The sequence below is a fragment of the uncultured Agrobacterium sp. genome, assembly GCF_913777885.1.
Taxonomy (GTDB): domain Bacteria; phylum Pseudomonadota; class Alphaproteobacteria; order Rhizobiales; family Rhizobiaceae; genus Agrobacterium.
In genome coordinates, this window is sequence record NZ_CAJYTV010000021.1 from 1 (window position 1) to 15,313 (window position 15,313).

Sequence of the window (15,313 nt, forward strand, 5' to 3'; positions counted from 1 at the left end):
GCAGCCGCCCAATCGGCTTCAGTAGATTCACGGGCAGGTGTCGATCGGCAATATTGAAATGGATTTGGCACATCTGGCCTCATCGAAATCGTTAGCGATAATCGTTCCTACCAATAACGCCTAACTCCAACAGCCTAATGACGATTTCCAGTTTGAAACCTCAAAGTAAAAGCCACAGCCGGTGTCGCTCTGACGCGTCTCGACGAGCGCATCGCCCGCTCGCGAGTCGGTCAGGGATGGATCGAACGATCCCAGTTCACCGACGCCTGCGCCTCGCTATGGATCGATGGCGAACTGGTCCATCTCGAAGACCTCGTCCTCCACGATCACACCCGCGATATTCGCACACCCACGCATGAGCTGACAATCGCCCGCGATGTTTTGCGCACCCGTCGGCGGATCGCCGGCCAATCCCCGGATTGGGCGTTTTCTGGCGACGGCATCCGCTCGCTGCGGAAAACCTCGGAGATCGGGGCGGGCGACGCGGACGAGGTTACGACGACCGGAATTATTCGGCCGGCGATCGCGATCGACGCGGAAGGGGAGGGGGATGACACCGACGCCCAAGATCTCCCCGGCGTCGACTACGCTGCTATCGATGCGCTGCTCGCGCGCTCTGGCGCTGCGATCGAACGAGCCAAAAAGCCCGACCGGGCTCCGGCCGATCCGCTGGTCTATGATCTCGACTGGGACGAGGATGCCCGGCTCTATGAATGGCGTGGCGTGTTGCGCCAGGCCGAAAACTTGCCGGCGGTGCTGCAGGCGATCGTCGCCCTCGATGCGTGGAACGAGCTTTCGGTGCTGCAGCACGCGCCCTGGCTCGGCCGACTACTGGCCGCCTCCATCCTCCGCCAGGCCGGCATCACGTCAGGTGCCCATCTCGCCGCAATCAATCTCGGCCTGAAAACCATACCCGTCGATCGGCGGCGTCATCGCGACCAGGAAACCCGGCTTCTCGCCATCGCCCACGGATTTTTGGCGGCCGCCGAGATTGGCATGAAAGAGCATGACCGGCTGACGCTGGCGAAGACGATGATGGACCGAAAGCTGGAAGGGCGCCGGGCGTCTTCGAAATTGCCGGAGTTGGTCGAGCTGGTGATGGCGAAGCCGTTGGTTTCGGCCGGGATGGTGGCCAGGACGCTTGATGTGACGCCGCAAGCGGCGCGGCGGATTGTCGGCGAGCTCGGTCTCAGAGAGATGACCGGGAGGGGGCGGTTTCGGGCGTGGGGAATAATCTGATATAGATCGATGGCGAGCCATCACTGGGATGGCTATGACCTGAACCATCTTAAAGAAGTGTATCGCGCAGATATGCCTTCACGATCTCGAACGCGCACACCGCGCTCGTATGAGCGGCGTAAAGGCCGCTTTCCTGCATGATTGGGTGAGCGACGGAGACGATATGGGCGTTGATGCGTTTCAGATCGCGCAGCATGTCGAGATGGAGCGCGCTTGTCTGCAGGCTGTCCACGCGCCCGTCGCGCAGGCGCTCTAGATGACGCATGGAGGAACGTTTCTCCATACGGCGGACGGCGACCTTGACGTCCATCATCTGTCTTGCGAGGGCAAAGTCGCGAGTTACGAAAATCGTCTGGGCGATGCGCAGGTTGTCGAGTGTCAGCTGGAAAAGTGTTTTCAGCTCCTGAAAGCCGTCTTCGGAGAACTTCAGGCCAAGGGAGGCCTTCTTGGTCAGTGGCGGTAACAGTCCCTTTTCGATGATGTCGCCGATATGTTCGAGGTTGATGGCATGGTCGAGAACGACAAGCGAACGAGCACTGTCCTCCGCGGTCAGTCCCTGCCGTCCCAGTTTTGAAAGATAGATCTTCACCTCTTGCTGCAGGCTGTCGATCCGCTTCTCCAGAGAGGGAACGTCCTTGAGTTTCGACGGATCATTTGCCTCAAAGGAATCCGATACCCGCATCAGCATGCGCTCGACAAGATCGCCGATGCCAAGGGTCTCACGGGTGGCGCTGGCAAGTGCCACAACCGGTGTCGAAAGCTCGCTCAAATCAAGGTATCGCGGCGCATTGTCGGGCTGTGCATCCTGGGGGATCAGATGGAGCATCCAGCGAGAGAGTAATTGCGAGAACGGCCAGGCGAGTGCCGCGAGTATGAGGTTGAAGCCGAGATGGGCGTCGACGGGCAGCTTGGCCGGCGACAGCGGCAGCATTGCCAAGATGTCGGCACCATAACCTGCGAGCGGGAGGGCGACGGCGCAGCCGATCGCACGCACGATCAGATTGGCGAGCGTCACGCGCCTGGCCGATGTCGGACCGGAAAGTCAGGCGACGAGTGGCGGAATGGCGCCGCCCAGATTGGCGCCGAGCACGAGAACTATGATGAGCCCGGTTGAGAGAATGCCGGTCGATGCAAGCGACAGGATCAGCACGACGGCCGCCAGGCTGGAAGAGGAGATGAAGGCGATGCCGGCGGAGAAGGCAAGCGCGACCGGCCAGGCGTTATCCAAGAGCCCGATGAAGGCGGCAAGCGCCGGTGATTGTCGCATCGGCTCGGTCGCACTGCTCAGGAGATGCAGCGACAGCAACATCAGGCCAATGCCGATCAACGCGGTACCTCCGCCTTGGCGGGCGGTCGATCCACTGCGGTAAAGCACGATCCCGAGAAGGATGACGAGCGGCGACAGCCATTCGATGCCGGTCGCGACGATCCAGGCAGTGACGGCTGTGCCGACATTGGCGCCGAGAAGCACGATCTGCGCCATGCGCGGCTTGATCAGTTCACGCTCGACAAAGGATGCGGTCATGAGTGCGGTCGCTGTCGAACTCTGCAGTGCAATCGTGGCGATCAGTCCGGACAGAAACGAGCGAAGACTGCTACGGGTACCCGTCGCCAGCCCGGTTCTGAGCTTCGCCCCAAACGCCCGTGAAACGCCCTCCTTCACCTGCGCCAGTCCGAACAGCAGCAAAGCAACCGCTCCGAACAGATTGATCATGACGATCGTTGACGTCATCTCGCCACTCGCTCCTGCTGGTTGGTGGACAGATCTGAACCTCAGACCGCGCGTTTCCCTTAGAACCGTCGCCCGCCCCACAACAGGTCCGCCAGGGACGGGCGACAGCCTCTCTGGGAGGAGATGCTGGCTCTACTGCGCCAGCCGGCAGACAGCAGCTCTTCAGCTGCTATTGCGATGTTCAAACCGGCCATGCGATGGCCGAGCAGTGGCGGCAGATTGCTGCGTGTTTCCAGCCATCCATTCATCATGAGCGAAGACCTCGCGTGCCAGCATTTGCCAGCTGTCAGGATCGCTTGCTGTCAGCAACGCTCCGGAGCGTTTTGACGCGTCGTAGGGCAAACCGTCGACGCAAGCCACATAGGCTCCAGCCTCGGCGGCGATCAGCGTTCCCGCAAGATGATCCCAAGGCGTTAGGCGGTCCAGCATCACGAAATCCCCGTGGCCGCTGGCAAACGCACGGTACATGTGAGCCGCGCAACGGTGACTGGAAAACGCCCTTACCTTGGCGAGCCGCGCAAGAATCCCGGGTTTGATCTCTGGTGGCAGGAAATCGGTTGAGACGTATCCGACCATGTCGGGCAGTGGTGCTGGCTGTGACACCGCTAGCCGCCGTTCCGTTCCGTCAGGCCGGATGAGAAACGCGCCTCCTCCCTGCTCGGCCATGATCCAGTCGTCGCTCATGGGGTCGTAGATGACACCTGCGACAGCTTTGCCCTGCCGAACCACCGCTGCCATGACCCCAAACAGCGGCATGCCGGCCACGAAGTTGGCCGTGCCGTCGAGCGGATCGACCACGATTGCACCCTCGGCGTGGTCCAGACGCTCGAGAAGACCGGGTTCCTGCGATGCACTTTCCTCGCCGACGAACAGCACACCCGGCATGATCCGTTCGAACTCGCGTTTCAGGAAGCGCTCGGCCTCTTCGTCTGCTGCGGTAACCAGATCGGTCGCATCGGCCTTCGCACGAACGTCGAGGTCGCGGACGGCCTGAAACCGCGGCAGGATCTCCTGCCATGCGGCCTGCCGAACCTTGTCGGCGAGTTCACGAAGATCGAAGTGCATGGACATCAGCTCTCCTTGCCTGCTCGCGGCTGCCTAGATCCTGCCTCTTGCTTTCGTAGCCGCTCCAGGGTTTATCGTCTTGAGGTAGGAGCGCAGCGCCTCCATCTCGTCCGTCTGGATCGCGGAGAAGCCTGCCTTGAGCAGGCGACCCCAAATAGCGTCGGGATCTTCAAGTGCGGCGCTGTCTGTGAAACCTGGCGAGGCAACGGAATCGAGCGTATTCACCCAGAGCGTAATGCCGGCCTCATGGAAGCGATCCTGGATCGCCTCGACCTGAGACAGATCCCGAAACGACGCTTCGCAGATCAAAGGTTTCAGCTCCAAAGCAAGCTTCACCTGATTTCGCCAATCCTCATGCTCAAGGTGCGTGCGCGCGATGAATGGGACGTCATGCGAGGTAATATTGGCGCGGATCCAGTCGAGATCGTCCTCGCTCTTCAGGTCGGCCCAGAAATCAACCTGTTTCTCGACGCCCATCTGTCTCGCAAAAGCCAGAACCTCCGGAATGACATGTCGATCCTTGATATCGAGGTGGATGAAAATCCTGTCTCGCGTGAGCTCAAACACGTCTCGCAGGCTTGGCAAAGTCTCGTCCGTGAAAGCGTTACCGGGACCGCCGTCGCGGTCTCGCAACGGAAGCGATGTCAGTTCGGCCAGTGTCATCCGCTCTGGCTGGTTGTTTATACCGGCCGTGCGCTCCAGCGTATCGTCATGCAGCAGCACAAACTGGCCATCAGCGGTCCGACGAACGTCGATCTCCACGACATCGTATCCAGCCTCGATGGCACGGCGAATGGAGAGGAGGCTGTTTTCGGGTGCGTTGGTCCAGATGCCACGATGAGCGACAATCGCGCATTGACGATGCGGATCGGCCATATAGTCGAAATAATTCATGTCTTTTCCTTGAGGGCGCCGGGGATGGCCCTGCCGGTCTTCGTGTCGAAGAGGTGCAGGCGGTCGGAGGGGAATGAGAATGCCAAGACGTTGAAGTCAGGTGCGTCCGCGCCGAAAGGCGTGGCGGTACGCAGCGTTTCACCCGCAAGATCCGCTGCGATGATGGAGTGAGAGCCGAGATCTTCCCTATAACGGACCTGGGCCCTGATGCCGGATTGCATGCCGGAATTGCCCACGATGATATCCTCGGGACGGACCCCGAGATGAAAGTCGCCGGTCAGTTGGGATTTCACCACGGCCTGACCGTCAGCCAACCGCAGCGTCGTGCCATCGCCGGATACGGACAGGATATTCATTGGCGGAGAGCCGATGAACCTGGCCACAAAAACGGAGGCCGGCTGATGATAGATTTCCTTTGGCGTTCCGTATTGTTCGACTTCACCCTTGTTGAGGATGAGAATCCTGTCCGCGAGCGTCATGGCCTCCACTTGGTCATGCGTGACGAACACGGTCGTTGCCCCGATCCGTTTGTGGAGTTCGGCAAGTTCAACACGAGTATCATGACGCAACTGGGCGTCGAGGTTCGAGAGTGGTTCGTCGAACAGCAACACGGCGGGCTCGCGGACGATGGCGCGACCGATTGCAACACGCTGGCGTTGACCACCGGAAAGCTGACCTGGCTTGCGGGCCAGGTAGTCGGTGAGCCCGAGCATCTTTGCGACGACCTCCACCCTTGCCTGTCGTTCGGCCTTGGTAAAGCCCGCTATTTTGAGGCTATAGGCGATATTGTCGAACACGGTCATATGTGGATAGAGCGCATAGTTCTGGAACACCATGGCGCAGCCGCGTTCCTTCGGCTCAAGATCCTGGACTTCGCGATCGCCGATGACGATCTTGCCGCCGCTGACACGTTCCAGTCCGGCAATCATCTGCATCAGTGTGGACTTGCCGCAGCCGGAGGGACCTAGAACAACGGTAAACTCGCCAGCCCTGAACTCTACGTCCAGGTTTGGAATGATGTTGAGCTTGCCGTAGGTCTTGCTCACGTTCTGAAGCTTGATATTTGCCGCCGCGATATGGATCGCCGGATCGATGGCGTTCATTGTCATTTCTCCGAAAGGATGAGGCCCTGGACGAGATACCGCTGCAGAAGAGCGATCATCGTTAGAGGAACGATGGATACGAGGATGGCGCCTGCCATGATCAGCGGATAGTCCGGCACGGCGCTATCTTCGACGATGAGACGCGACAGACCGACGACCGCAGTCTGCGTGTCAGCCTTGGAGGAGGCGACGAGCGGCCAGAGGTAACTCGTCCAGCCGCTCAGGAACATCAGGACGAAGAGCGAAGCGAAGCTCGTGCGCGATAGCGGGAGCAGGATATCGAACAGGAAGCGGACTGGCCCCGCACCATCCATCCGGGCGGCTTTGAACAGGTCCTTCGGGAGCGTCAGGAAGAACTGTCGGAACAGGAAGGTGCCCATGCCATGGGCCAGAAGTGGCGCGATCAGACCCATTCGCGTGTCGAGGAAGCTCCATTCGCCGTGAAAGGGGGCGCCGAAGATCTTCGCGATCAGGTCATTCAACCCGGTTGCATCGAGAAGCGCGTTCAGCGGGGAAAAAACGTTGGATGCGACCTGGTAGGTGGTCACGAAGCGCATGTCGAGCGGCAGGATGACGGTCGCGAGGATCAGGGCAAAGGCGACGCCTGCCCATCGAACGTTGAAGTAGACGATCGCATAGGCTGACAGGAAGGACAGGGCGCACATTCCGGTCGCCGTCCCGACCGCAACAGCGAGGCTGTTGAGCATCTGGAGCGGGATAGACGTTTCCGTGAAGATCCGCCTGATGTTGACGAGGAACTGATCGCCGATCGACCAGACGAGCCCATTTTGCAGCATGAATTCGTACGAATGTGAAGCAGTGGTCAAAGTCAGGTAAAGTGGGATCAGGATGTAGGCGGTGCCGATGATGAGGATCAGGCTCGCGACGATATTGATGGTGCGTGCGTTCTCGACCATGGCTTAGCGCTCGTAATTGATGCGGCGGCCGAGCAGCAGGAACTGCAACGCGGCGACGCAGACGAAGAAGACCATCAGGATAACGGTCTGGGTGGAGGCGCCCGACAGGTCGTAGCTGGCAAAACCGTCGAGATAGATCTTGTAGACGAGGAGCGTCGTGGCGCCGCCAGGCCCACCCTTGGTAATTGTGTCGATTAGGGCAAAGGCGGATGTGACACTTTCGGTGAATTCCAGCACCAGCGTCAGGAAGAATTGCGGCATGATCAGCGGCAGCTGCACGTCGAAGATCCGGCGCCACGGTCCAGCACCATCCATGGCAGCCGCCTGAATGACGGTATGAGGAACAGCGCGAAGACCCGCCAGCAGGATCACGAAGTTGAACGGGATGTTGCCCCAGACATGCGCCGCGATCAACGTGACATAGGCGTCGAAGCTGTCGAATGCCGGATTCCAGAGGCCCGGAAACAGTTCGTTGAGCGGCGCCATGACGCCGACGAGCGGATTGAAGATGAAGGCAAACACTAGGCCAATCGACGCGCCGGCAATACCCTTCGGCCAGACGAGTATGTTACGGGCCGGGAGCGACATGCGGATGCCCCGATCGGCGGCAATGGCCAGGATCAGCGGCACGAGCACGGCAAGCGACGAAGCGGTGACCATGAAGATCAGAGTGCGCCAGCTTGCTTTCCAGAACTCCGGATCAGACAAAACGCGGGAGAAGTTGTCCCAGCCGACGAATTCCGAGCCGCCGCCAAAGGGGCGCTCAAGATAAAACGACCAGTAGAACGCCTGGACGATCGGCGCATAGAAGAAGAGAAGGACGAGCAGCAGCAGCGGCGCTATCAGGATGACAGGTAGCCAGCGATGCCGGAACATGGTGGATTCAAGAAACATCGTACACCCCGAACAATGGGATGGCATGAGGCGTAGACGCCCCATGCCAGATTAGCTGATCAGGGAAGTGTGACGCCCTTGTAGGTTTGCTGGAAGCGCCGCAGGAGTTCGTCGCCGCGCTTTTTAGAGTTGTCGAGGGCAACCTGCATGGTCTGCTGGCCCGCAAAGGCCTTCTGTGTCTCCTCAGTCCAGATCTGACGGAACTGGATGTACGACCCGAGGCGGATCCCGCGGGTGTCCGGCGTCGCCGGAGCACTCATCGAGTCGATACCGATGGAAGCGGTGGCGTATTTCGTCGACTTCGCATCCGGGCTTTTGCCGATCGCATCGAGCACGTCGTTCGTGACGGGCACATAACCGGTCGCCGCCGAGAAACTCATCTGCTGTTCTGGCGTGCGGACAAAGTTCAGAAACGCCTTGGCACCGTCGATTTCCTCCTTGCTGTGGCCCTTCATGATATAGATCGAGGCGCCGCCCACCAGGGTGTTGTGACGAGTTTCGCCCCTGTACATCGGCGTCAGGGACACGCTGAGTTCGTACTTGCCTTCGAACGCCTTGGTGAATGTCGTATAGGATCCAGACGAGGCCTCGATCATTGCGCATTCGCCGGACGAGAACGACGCAACAAGATTGCCGCCCTTCGTGTCGCCGTTCAGGCGGACGAGACCTTCCTTGCGCCAGTCGACGAGGTTTGTGAGATGTTTCGCGATCAGTCCCTTGTTGAAGTCGTATTCCGCATCAAGACCGTCATAACCATTGTGCTTGGTGGCTATCGGCTGGCCATGGCGTGCTGCGAACTGTTCGAAGACGATCCAAGGCTCCGCATTAGTGACGAATGGGCACGTGCTGCCCGCGGCCTTCAGCTTTCGGGCTGCGTCTACCACCTCTTCCCATGTTTCCGGGGTCTTGGTGATGCCGGCTTTCTCCAACTCGGTCTTGTTCGTATAGAAGAGAAGGGTCGACGCATTGTAGGGCTGCGCGAAGAGCTTGCCCTTCGACGTTTCATAATAGGAGCGGGCGGCAGAGATGTAGTCGTTCCATTTGACCTCAGGGAGTTCTTCCTGAACGGGTACGACCGCGTCGGACAGCATCATGTCGAGCGTTCCCGCGTCGAGCACCTGCAGAAGGACAGGCGCATTCTTGGCGCGATAGGCGGCAATGGCCTTTTGCATCAGGACTTCATAATTGCCCTGCCCCACGCAGTTGACCTTGTGCGCCGTCTGCGACGCATTGAACGCATCGCATTGCGCCCGGATCGCGGTCTCGACCGGACCCGTATTGCCATACCAGAATTCGATGTTGGCCGCGTTTGCAGTTGCGGACGCGCCAAAAAGCGCTGCGGCGGCAGCAAGCGATGACAGTTTCATAGAGACCTCCGTTTCAGACATCGCCGAGCCCTCCTCGGTCGATTGTGCGATGCCTTAGTTACTCAGGTAGGGTAACAACAATATGACGGAATGCAAGTGGTTGAATGTCGGAAAATTCAACGATATTGGTCTGGTGAGAAATTCTTGGCCGGGGAACTGTACTCCCCCTTGGTAGTCTGGGAGAGTGAAATGGCGTATTCGCCAGATCGACTGATCGCGCCGCATTTCTTTCGACCGACCGACGACATCGTTGCGACGCCAAACGAGCGAACGATCCTGCGCGTTATCTGGCGTAATCCTCGCGTGTCACGCACAGAGCTGCCGGGCATGAGCGAACTTGCTCAACAGACGGTCCATCGCCTACTGGATCAACTTGCAGATCGGGGTCTTGTGCACTTGGGCGAGCCGAAGCCCGGCCTTGGCAAAGGCCAGCCAAGTCCAATGCTGACCTTGAACAGCCGATATGCCTGGACATGCGGGATGTCCGTCAACGCCGACGTCATCGACGTCTGCCTGATGGACTTTTCAGGCGGTCTCCTCGCCGAGACAAACGTTCAATTGGCGGAAAAGACGGTCGCCCAGGCACTTGAACGGGTTCGCGCATGGGTAAACGAACAGCAAAAAATCCTTCAGCTCGATGATGAACGTTTCTTCGGCGTTGGGCTGGGGATCGCCGGTTTCCACGTCAGCGGCACGAGTTTCAATGCATCGCTTCCCCTTCACGAATGGTCGCTGATCGAACTCGGACCACTCGTCACCAGCTATTTCCGGAAGCCGGTATGGGCTCTGAACGGAGGCAAGACCGGCACAGTCGCCGAGGCCATGTTCGGGGTCGGTCGCTATATCAAGGATTTCGCTTATCTCAGCTTCAACTACGGCTTTGGCGGTGGTCTGATTTGCAACGGCGAACTCCTGCACGGAGGCAACGGCAATGCGGGTGAATTCTCCCAGATGTTCGACGATGAAGAAGTGACTCGACGACCCGCTTTGCAGCTCGTCATGGAAAAGTTGAAGTCACGTGGTGTGGAGGTTCCGTCCATAACCTATCTCCGTCGCCATTTCGATCCCCGATGGCCCGGTGTGGAGGAGTGGCTCAACGAGATCACTCCGGCATACAATCGGCTGATCAATGCGATCTGGGCCGTTTATGATCCCAAGGCAATCGTCTTCGGAGGGCAGATCCCAACATCGCTCGCGGACCTTATGATCGAGCGGACCCGATTGTTCGGCAAGCCGCGTTACGGCGTATGGCGCGCCAGCCCAAAGCTCATTGTCTCTGAAATTCTGCCGGACGCGGCAGCCATGGGTGCAGCTGCGACTCCGTTTATGCTGTCGTTTTTTTAGTGCACACATTGTTCGAGCAGTGAGGTCTAAGATCATGCGTCCGACCCGCCCGAATGTTCCGCCGGCACAACCGCAAGAGCAAGGCAGGTCCGCTTGCCGCCTGAAAGAAAAGTTGGTCTACAGATGCAATTCCGCTCTCTGCCCCGTATTGGTGCGCGCCCTAAGCCGCCTTCGTCAGCATTTCAATAAAAGCGCGAACTGCAGGATTGGTGCGGCGGCTTTGCGGCCAAACCGCAGTGATATTGTGCCTCGCGACGGCAAACTCGGACAGGATCGGCGTCAACTGCGCGCGCTTGACCCAGGCGGTCGCGGCAAAACTTGTAGCCATTCCGATTCCCGCGCCAGCCGCGACTGCGGTCATGACACCTTCGCTTGCATCGACAACAATGCCCGATGACGGGACGATTTCGACCTCACGTTCCCTAATACGGAACGGCCATCGAAAAAGCTGGCCCGTGCTTTTGTACCGCAAATTGACCGTCTCATGCTCCGCCAATTCGTCAGGATGTCTCGGGATACCATGTTTAGCCAAATATTCTGGCGATGCGTAGCAGCAAAGGCGATGGGGCGACAGACGCCGTGATAGGAGGCGCGAGTCGTCAAGTTCTCCGATGCGGATAGCCAGATCAACGCCCTCAGCGATCAGGTCGATCATCTGATCGCTGAGACGCAAGTCAATCGTAACGGTTGGGTACCGCTTCCTGAACTCCGCAACTATTGGAACGATGACATGCAGACCGATGGGAAGCGACGCCGCAATTTTCAAGTTGCCGGAGGGGGCGGCGCGGGCGGCCTTGGCCACCTGCTCGATTTCTTCTGCGTCGCGCAGAAGGCGAAGCGCCCGCTCATGCAGTTCTCGCCCCTCAGTGGTCAGCGTCAACGAGCGTGTCGTGCGGGTGAAAAGCGAGACCCCGAGGCGTTGTTCAAATCGCTGAACGCTCTTGCTGACGGCCGACGGGGAAATGGATAGCGATCGGGCCGCGGCCGTGTAGCTTCCCAAAGATCCCGCTTTCGCGAAAGCGATGAGGCCGGTCAATCTGTCCAAGGCGATTTGTTCCGTCATGGAATTATTAAAGTGAATTGCAGCGCGATTATCAATGCCGAAACGACATCTTATTTTCTGAGAGACAACAGAATTGCAGAGAGATGAGGTTACAATGACCCAGATGATGCAAGCAGTCCGACTGCACGAATTCGGTGGACCCGACGTTTTGGTGTATGAGGATGCTCCTCAGCCGGTGCCAGCGAGTGAGGAACTGCTGGTTCGTGTCCATGCGGCGAGCCTCGATCCACCGGATCTTTATTTGCGTGACGGTTATCGAGCCTTGCCTCCCGAATGGCGACCCAACGCTACCTTTCCGCTGATCCTTGGCACCGACGTCTCAGGTGTCGTCGCGGCAACGGGCAAGCAGGTCACGGAATTCAGTGTTGGGGATGAAGTCTACGCCATGGTCCGCTTCCCCGAGGACCTGATGAAAGGGAGTGGTGCTTACGCCGAATACGTCAGCGTGCCTTCATCGGAACTGGCGAAGAAGCCGTCGGGAATAGACCACCTCCACGCGGCCGGCGCGCCGATGTCGGCTCTGACAGTCTGGCAGTTTCTCGTGGAGCTAGGCCATGATGCACCCAACCCCTTTCAGTCCTTTCCGCATGCCCCAATTCCGCTTGAGGGCAAACGTGTCCTGATCAATGGCGCGGGAGGGGGCGTCGGCCATCTGGCAGTTCAGGTTGCGAAATGGAAGGGTGCTGACGTCACCGCGGTCGCCTCCGGCAAGCACGAGGTACTTCTGCACGAACTCGGCGCCAGCCAGTTCATCGACTACACCAGGACGTCCGTCGATGCAGCCGGACAGGATTTCGATCTGGTGATGGATGCCGTTGGGGGGCCAAACATTGAACGCTTCTTGAGCGTCATCAAGCCGGGTGGGGCTCTCTTCCTTGTCAATCCGTTGGGCTTTTCCGGCCACGAGGAGGCTGCCAGGCGTGGGATTACCGTCTCATCCATCCAGGTTCGCTCAAACGGCGAGCAGCTGGCTGAAATCGGTCGACTGCTTGACGACGGCATAATTCGCATCGTTATCGACAGAACGTTTCCGATGGCGGAAGCATCTGCTGCCCATCAGCGGGCTTCGCAAGGCAGCATTCAAGGCAAGATCGTCCTCAGGGCGGTTTAATGACATCAGGCCACTAGAGCGCAGCCAAACTGCTGAGGGCCCAACAGGAAGGTAATCATCATGCTGATCGTAACGGGATACATGCACGTCGATCCATCCGACGCTGCGCAATTTCTTAACGAACTAAAGGATCTTGCGATTGTGACAAGACGGCGGCCTGGAAACATCTCCTATGATGCCGCACTAGACGATCCCGGTACGGGCAGGCTGCTGATCGCGGAACGCTGGACCGATCAGGAGGCGCTGAGCGCTCATCTTGATGCACAGCAGACGAAAGCATTCGTTGCACGATGGCAGGGACGCATGCGGGGCGATGTGAGGAAGTTCGATGCTTCGAATGAAAGGGGCTTGTTGGATTGAGGCTCGCATGGAGCCTCAGCGGTCGCGGCCTGTCCGCCATCAACGCCTATGAGACAGAACTGGTTTAATTGAGAAGAGAGGATTTTCGGCTCATCGTAGCTCATTCAAAGGAAGCGAAGATGAGACAGAAAACCGGGCCGCAGACATCGTCGGCCGAGAAGACGATCAAGGATATTCGCCGCGCGACGAACAAGCTGCATTCGTCGAAGGAGAAAATTCGCATTGTGCTGGAAGGTCTGCGCGGTGAAGACAGTATTGCCGCGATCTGCCGCCGCGAAGGGATCTATGATGCCTCCACCCCCCAGGCGCTCAGGCACTGGCATGCGCGCCGCGTGAAGGGCATGCCACCTCATGTCGTCAGAGAATCCTTCGGACCTTTGTTCGTTGGTGAAGATCAGGTCGGAATGGGTCAGCAGAGCGAAGCGTTTTGCCGCCGACTTTCCGTTCCATTCTATCACCTATGCCGAGACCATGTGCAGGCGACAAGAATGGCGCCGTGGTTTTCTCATCCGAAGTCGAAAGTTGATGTCTGGGAAAATGCGGGCCACTGGATCATGCAGGATCGCGCGGATGACGTGAATGCCGCCATGCTTGGATGGATTGGCACTCTCTGAGTCATTGAAGAGCATTTTTCCAATGCTCGATGCGCCGAAAGCTGTCCCGTTTTGAGGAACTTTATCCGTGCCGTTCTCCATGTTGGCTTGATGCTGCCTATTGTGCGGAAGACATCATGGAGAACGTGCCGCGGGACAGCTGCTCCTGCAGCCTTGCCTTGGGGCAAGCAGAGCAGCGAAGCGATAGAGTTCGGCCTGGTCACCTCCTGTATTTTCCCGGCGCGCATCCGATCACGCGCTTGAACGCCGTGCTGAATGCAGAGTCTGACTGATAGCCAAGCGTAGCGCCGATCGCCGATAAGGAGAGCCTCCCCTCTGTCAGGTATTCACATGCCAGCAGCATCCGCCAGCGCAGGACATAATCGACCGGTGACGAACCCGTGACTGATTTGAACCTGAGGGCAAATTTGGAGCGCGACATGCCAGCTATTTTGGCAAGTTTCGGCAGGGTCCACGGCGCGCCAGGCTCCGCGTGAACTGCTTGGACCACCGGAGCCAGTTTTGGATCACCCAAGGCAAACAGCCAGCCGGTTCGCTCGCCGGCATCTGAAAGATAGAGCCTGAGGGCCTGAACCAGGAGAAGATGCGCAAGATTTTGGACCACAAGCCCGTGACCCGGCTGCGTTCCCGTCAATTCCTGCCGCATACGGTCTAGGGACCAGCGCAAACCTGCTTTTTCATCCTCATCGCGCAGGCGCATGATCGCCGGCATGACCCCCATCAGCATCTTGGTATAGTCACCTGAAAATGCAAAATGCCCGCCCAGGATCAAAGTGTGAGCGCCGCCACCCAGGGTCGCGATCCCGCCGCTCCAGTCGGATTCTAACAATTGGCCAATAGGTGTTGCCTCGAAACCCAGATCCCTTGCCAATCGGAATCGTTGTCCGTTTGGCAGGAGAACGCAGTCGCCTTCCTCTAGCAGAACAGGTTCGGGCCTGCCTTCGACGGCAAGCCAGCAGCAGCCCGAGACCACCGCGAAATATTTGATGCCTTCGTGTGTCTCGAATTGCAGAGACCATTGGCCACCAAGGTTGAAGCCGCCCGCCACAGAGGTATGTGGCTTCAGAAGCGAGATCAGTTCGGACAGAGGATCTATCAGCATTTTGGGACAATCGCGAAAGAATGAAGGACTTTCTATTATGGATCGGATCGCCTTGGGAAGATATCTCTCGGTTCCGCCTACGCAGGTGTGAAAAAGGTAAAGCAAGCAGGAGATCCCAATGATCAAGATGGCAATCACATTTAAAAGAAAGCAGGGAATGAGCGTCGAGGAGTTTCAGGCCTATCGTCGCGATGTTCACGCGCCGCTGCTCTTCGCTATTCCGGAAGCCGAGCTCATTCGTCGGTTTGTTGTTTCGTTTCCGATTGCTGCACCGAATTGGCCGGAACCGAGCTATGATGCGCTAGTAGAGGCCTGGTTCGACAGCGTCGAGGACATAGATGCCCTCTACTTCTCCGAGAACTTCCAAACGATCGTTGATCCCGACCACGTCAATTTCATTGACCTCTCGACGGCACAGCGGATGATTTCTCAGGAAATCGTTGTGGTCGAATAAGCGAGACATGGACCTATTCGCAGCTGCCGCTAGAAAACATTTTACATCAGAGCG

Annotated in this window: 12 protein-coding genes and 3 pseudogenes; 6 read left to right on the plus strand and 9 right to left on the minus strand. The window is 58.4% G+C overall.

The features are described 5' to 3' along the window. Positions 1-177: 177 nt before the first annotated feature. Positions 178-1,239, plus strand: a pseudogene (locus tag QZ869_RS19035) (RHE_PE00001 family protein); the annotation flags it as partial. A 49-nt stretch (positions 1,240-1,288) separates the two neighbouring features. Here QZ869_RS19035 and QZ869_RS19040 read toward each other — a convergent pair. The 7 genes and pseudogenes from QZ869_RS19040 to QZ869_RS19070 form a co-directional block, all read right to left on the minus strand. Next, a pseudogene (locus QZ869_RS19040) lies at positions 1,289-2,971 on the minus strand (Na/Pi cotransporter family protein). 162 nt (positions 2,972-3,133) lie between these two features. Continuing rightward, positions 3,134-4,042, minus strand: coding sequence for an inositol monophosphatase (locus QZ869_RS19045; RefSeq protein ID WP_296021635.1), 909 nt, complete (start codon positions 4,040-4,042; stop codon positions 3,134-3,136). Between the two features lie 27 nt (positions 4,043-4,069). Next, positions 4,070-4,930, minus strand: a complete 861-nt coding sequence (locus QZ869_RS19050; RefSeq protein WP_296021637.1) for a glycerophosphodiester phosphodiesterase family protein — start codon at positions 4,928-4,930, stop codon at positions 4,070-4,072. Beyond that, positions 4,927-6,033: an ABC transporter ATP-binding protein gene (locus QZ869_RS19055; RefSeq protein WP_296021640.1), complete on the minus strand. Its 1,107-nt coding sequence runs from the start codon at positions 6,031-6,033 to the stop codon at positions 4,927-4,929. The genes QZ869_RS19050 and QZ869_RS19055 overlap by 4 nt, the downstream gene beginning before the upstream one ends. 2 nt (positions 6,034-6,035) lie before the next feature. After that, positions 6,036-6,950, minus strand: a complete 915-nt coding sequence (locus tag QZ869_RS19060) for an ABC transporter permease subunit (protein WP_296106680.1) — start codon at positions 6,948-6,950, stop codon at positions 6,036-6,038. A 3-nt stretch (positions 6,951-6,953) separates the two neighbouring features. Then, positions 6,954-7,844 carry a carbohydrate ABC transporter permease gene (locus QZ869_RS19065; protein WP_296081776.1) on the minus strand — a complete coding sequence of 297 codons (891 nt, stop codon included), beginning with the start codon at positions 7,842-7,844 and terminating at the stop codon, positions 6,954-6,956. 59 nt (positions 7,845-7,903) lie between these two features. Then, the gene (locus tag QZ869_RS19070; protein WP_296021839.1) at positions 7,904-9,211 is read right to left on the minus strand and encodes an extracellular solute-binding protein; all 1,308 of its coding nucleotides are present in this window, start codon (positions 9,209-9,211) and stop codon (positions 7,904-7,906) included. A 189-nt stretch (positions 9,212-9,400) separates the two neighbouring features. Between QZ869_RS19070 and QZ869_RS19075 the strand changes: the two genes are divergently transcribed. After that, on the plus strand, positions 9,401-10,555 hold the full coding sequence (locus QZ869_RS19075; protein ID WP_296021647.1) for an ROK family transcriptional regulator: 1,155 nt from the start codon (positions 9,401-9,403) through the stop codon (positions 10,553-10,555). A gap of 160 nt (positions 10,556-10,715) precedes the next feature. On the opposite strand, the gene QZ869_RS19080 is transcribed toward QZ869_RS19075, so the two are convergent. Further along, entirely contained in the window at positions 10,716-11,618 is a 903-nt protein-coding gene (locus QZ869_RS19080; protein ID WP_296021649.1) for a LysR family transcriptional regulator, read from the minus strand. 94 nt (positions 11,619-11,712) lie between these two features. Between QZ869_RS19080 and QZ869_RS19085 the strand changes: the two genes are divergently transcribed. The 3 genes and pseudogenes from QZ869_RS19085 to QZ869_RS19095 all read left to right on the plus strand — a co-directional run. Continuing rightward, positions 11,713-12,729: an NADP-dependent oxidoreductase gene (locus tag QZ869_RS19085; RefSeq protein ID WP_296021652.1), complete on the plus strand. Its 1,017-nt coding sequence runs from the start codon at positions 11,713-11,715 to the stop codon at positions 12,727-12,729. Between the two features lie 60 nt (positions 12,730-12,789). Beyond that, entirely contained in the window at positions 12,790-13,089 is a 300-nt protein-coding gene (locus QZ869_RS19090) for a putative quinol monooxygenase (protein WP_296021653.1), read from the plus strand. Positions 13,090-13,208: 119 nt separating this feature from the next. Then, a pseudogene (locus QZ869_RS19095) lies at positions 13,209-13,373 on the plus strand (IS3 family transposase); the annotation flags it as partial. Between the two features lie 529 nt (positions 13,374-13,902). On the opposite strand, the gene QZ869_RS19100 reads toward QZ869_RS19095, so the two are convergent. After that, a complete protein-coding gene (locus QZ869_RS19100) occupies positions 13,903-14,931 on the minus strand; it encodes an AraC family transcriptional regulator (protein WP_296021656.1) in 1,029 nt (342 codons plus the stop codon). Between QZ869_RS19100 and QZ869_RS19105 the strand changes: the two genes are divergently transcribed. After that, positions 14,924-15,259: an EthD domain-containing protein gene (locus tag QZ869_RS19105; protein ID WP_296021658.1), complete on the plus strand. Its 336-nt coding sequence runs from the start codon at positions 14,924-14,926 to the stop codon at positions 15,257-15,259. The two genes, QZ869_RS19100 and QZ869_RS19105, sit on opposite strands and share 8 nt — an antisense overlap. Positions 15,260-15,313: the final 54 nt, after the last annotated feature.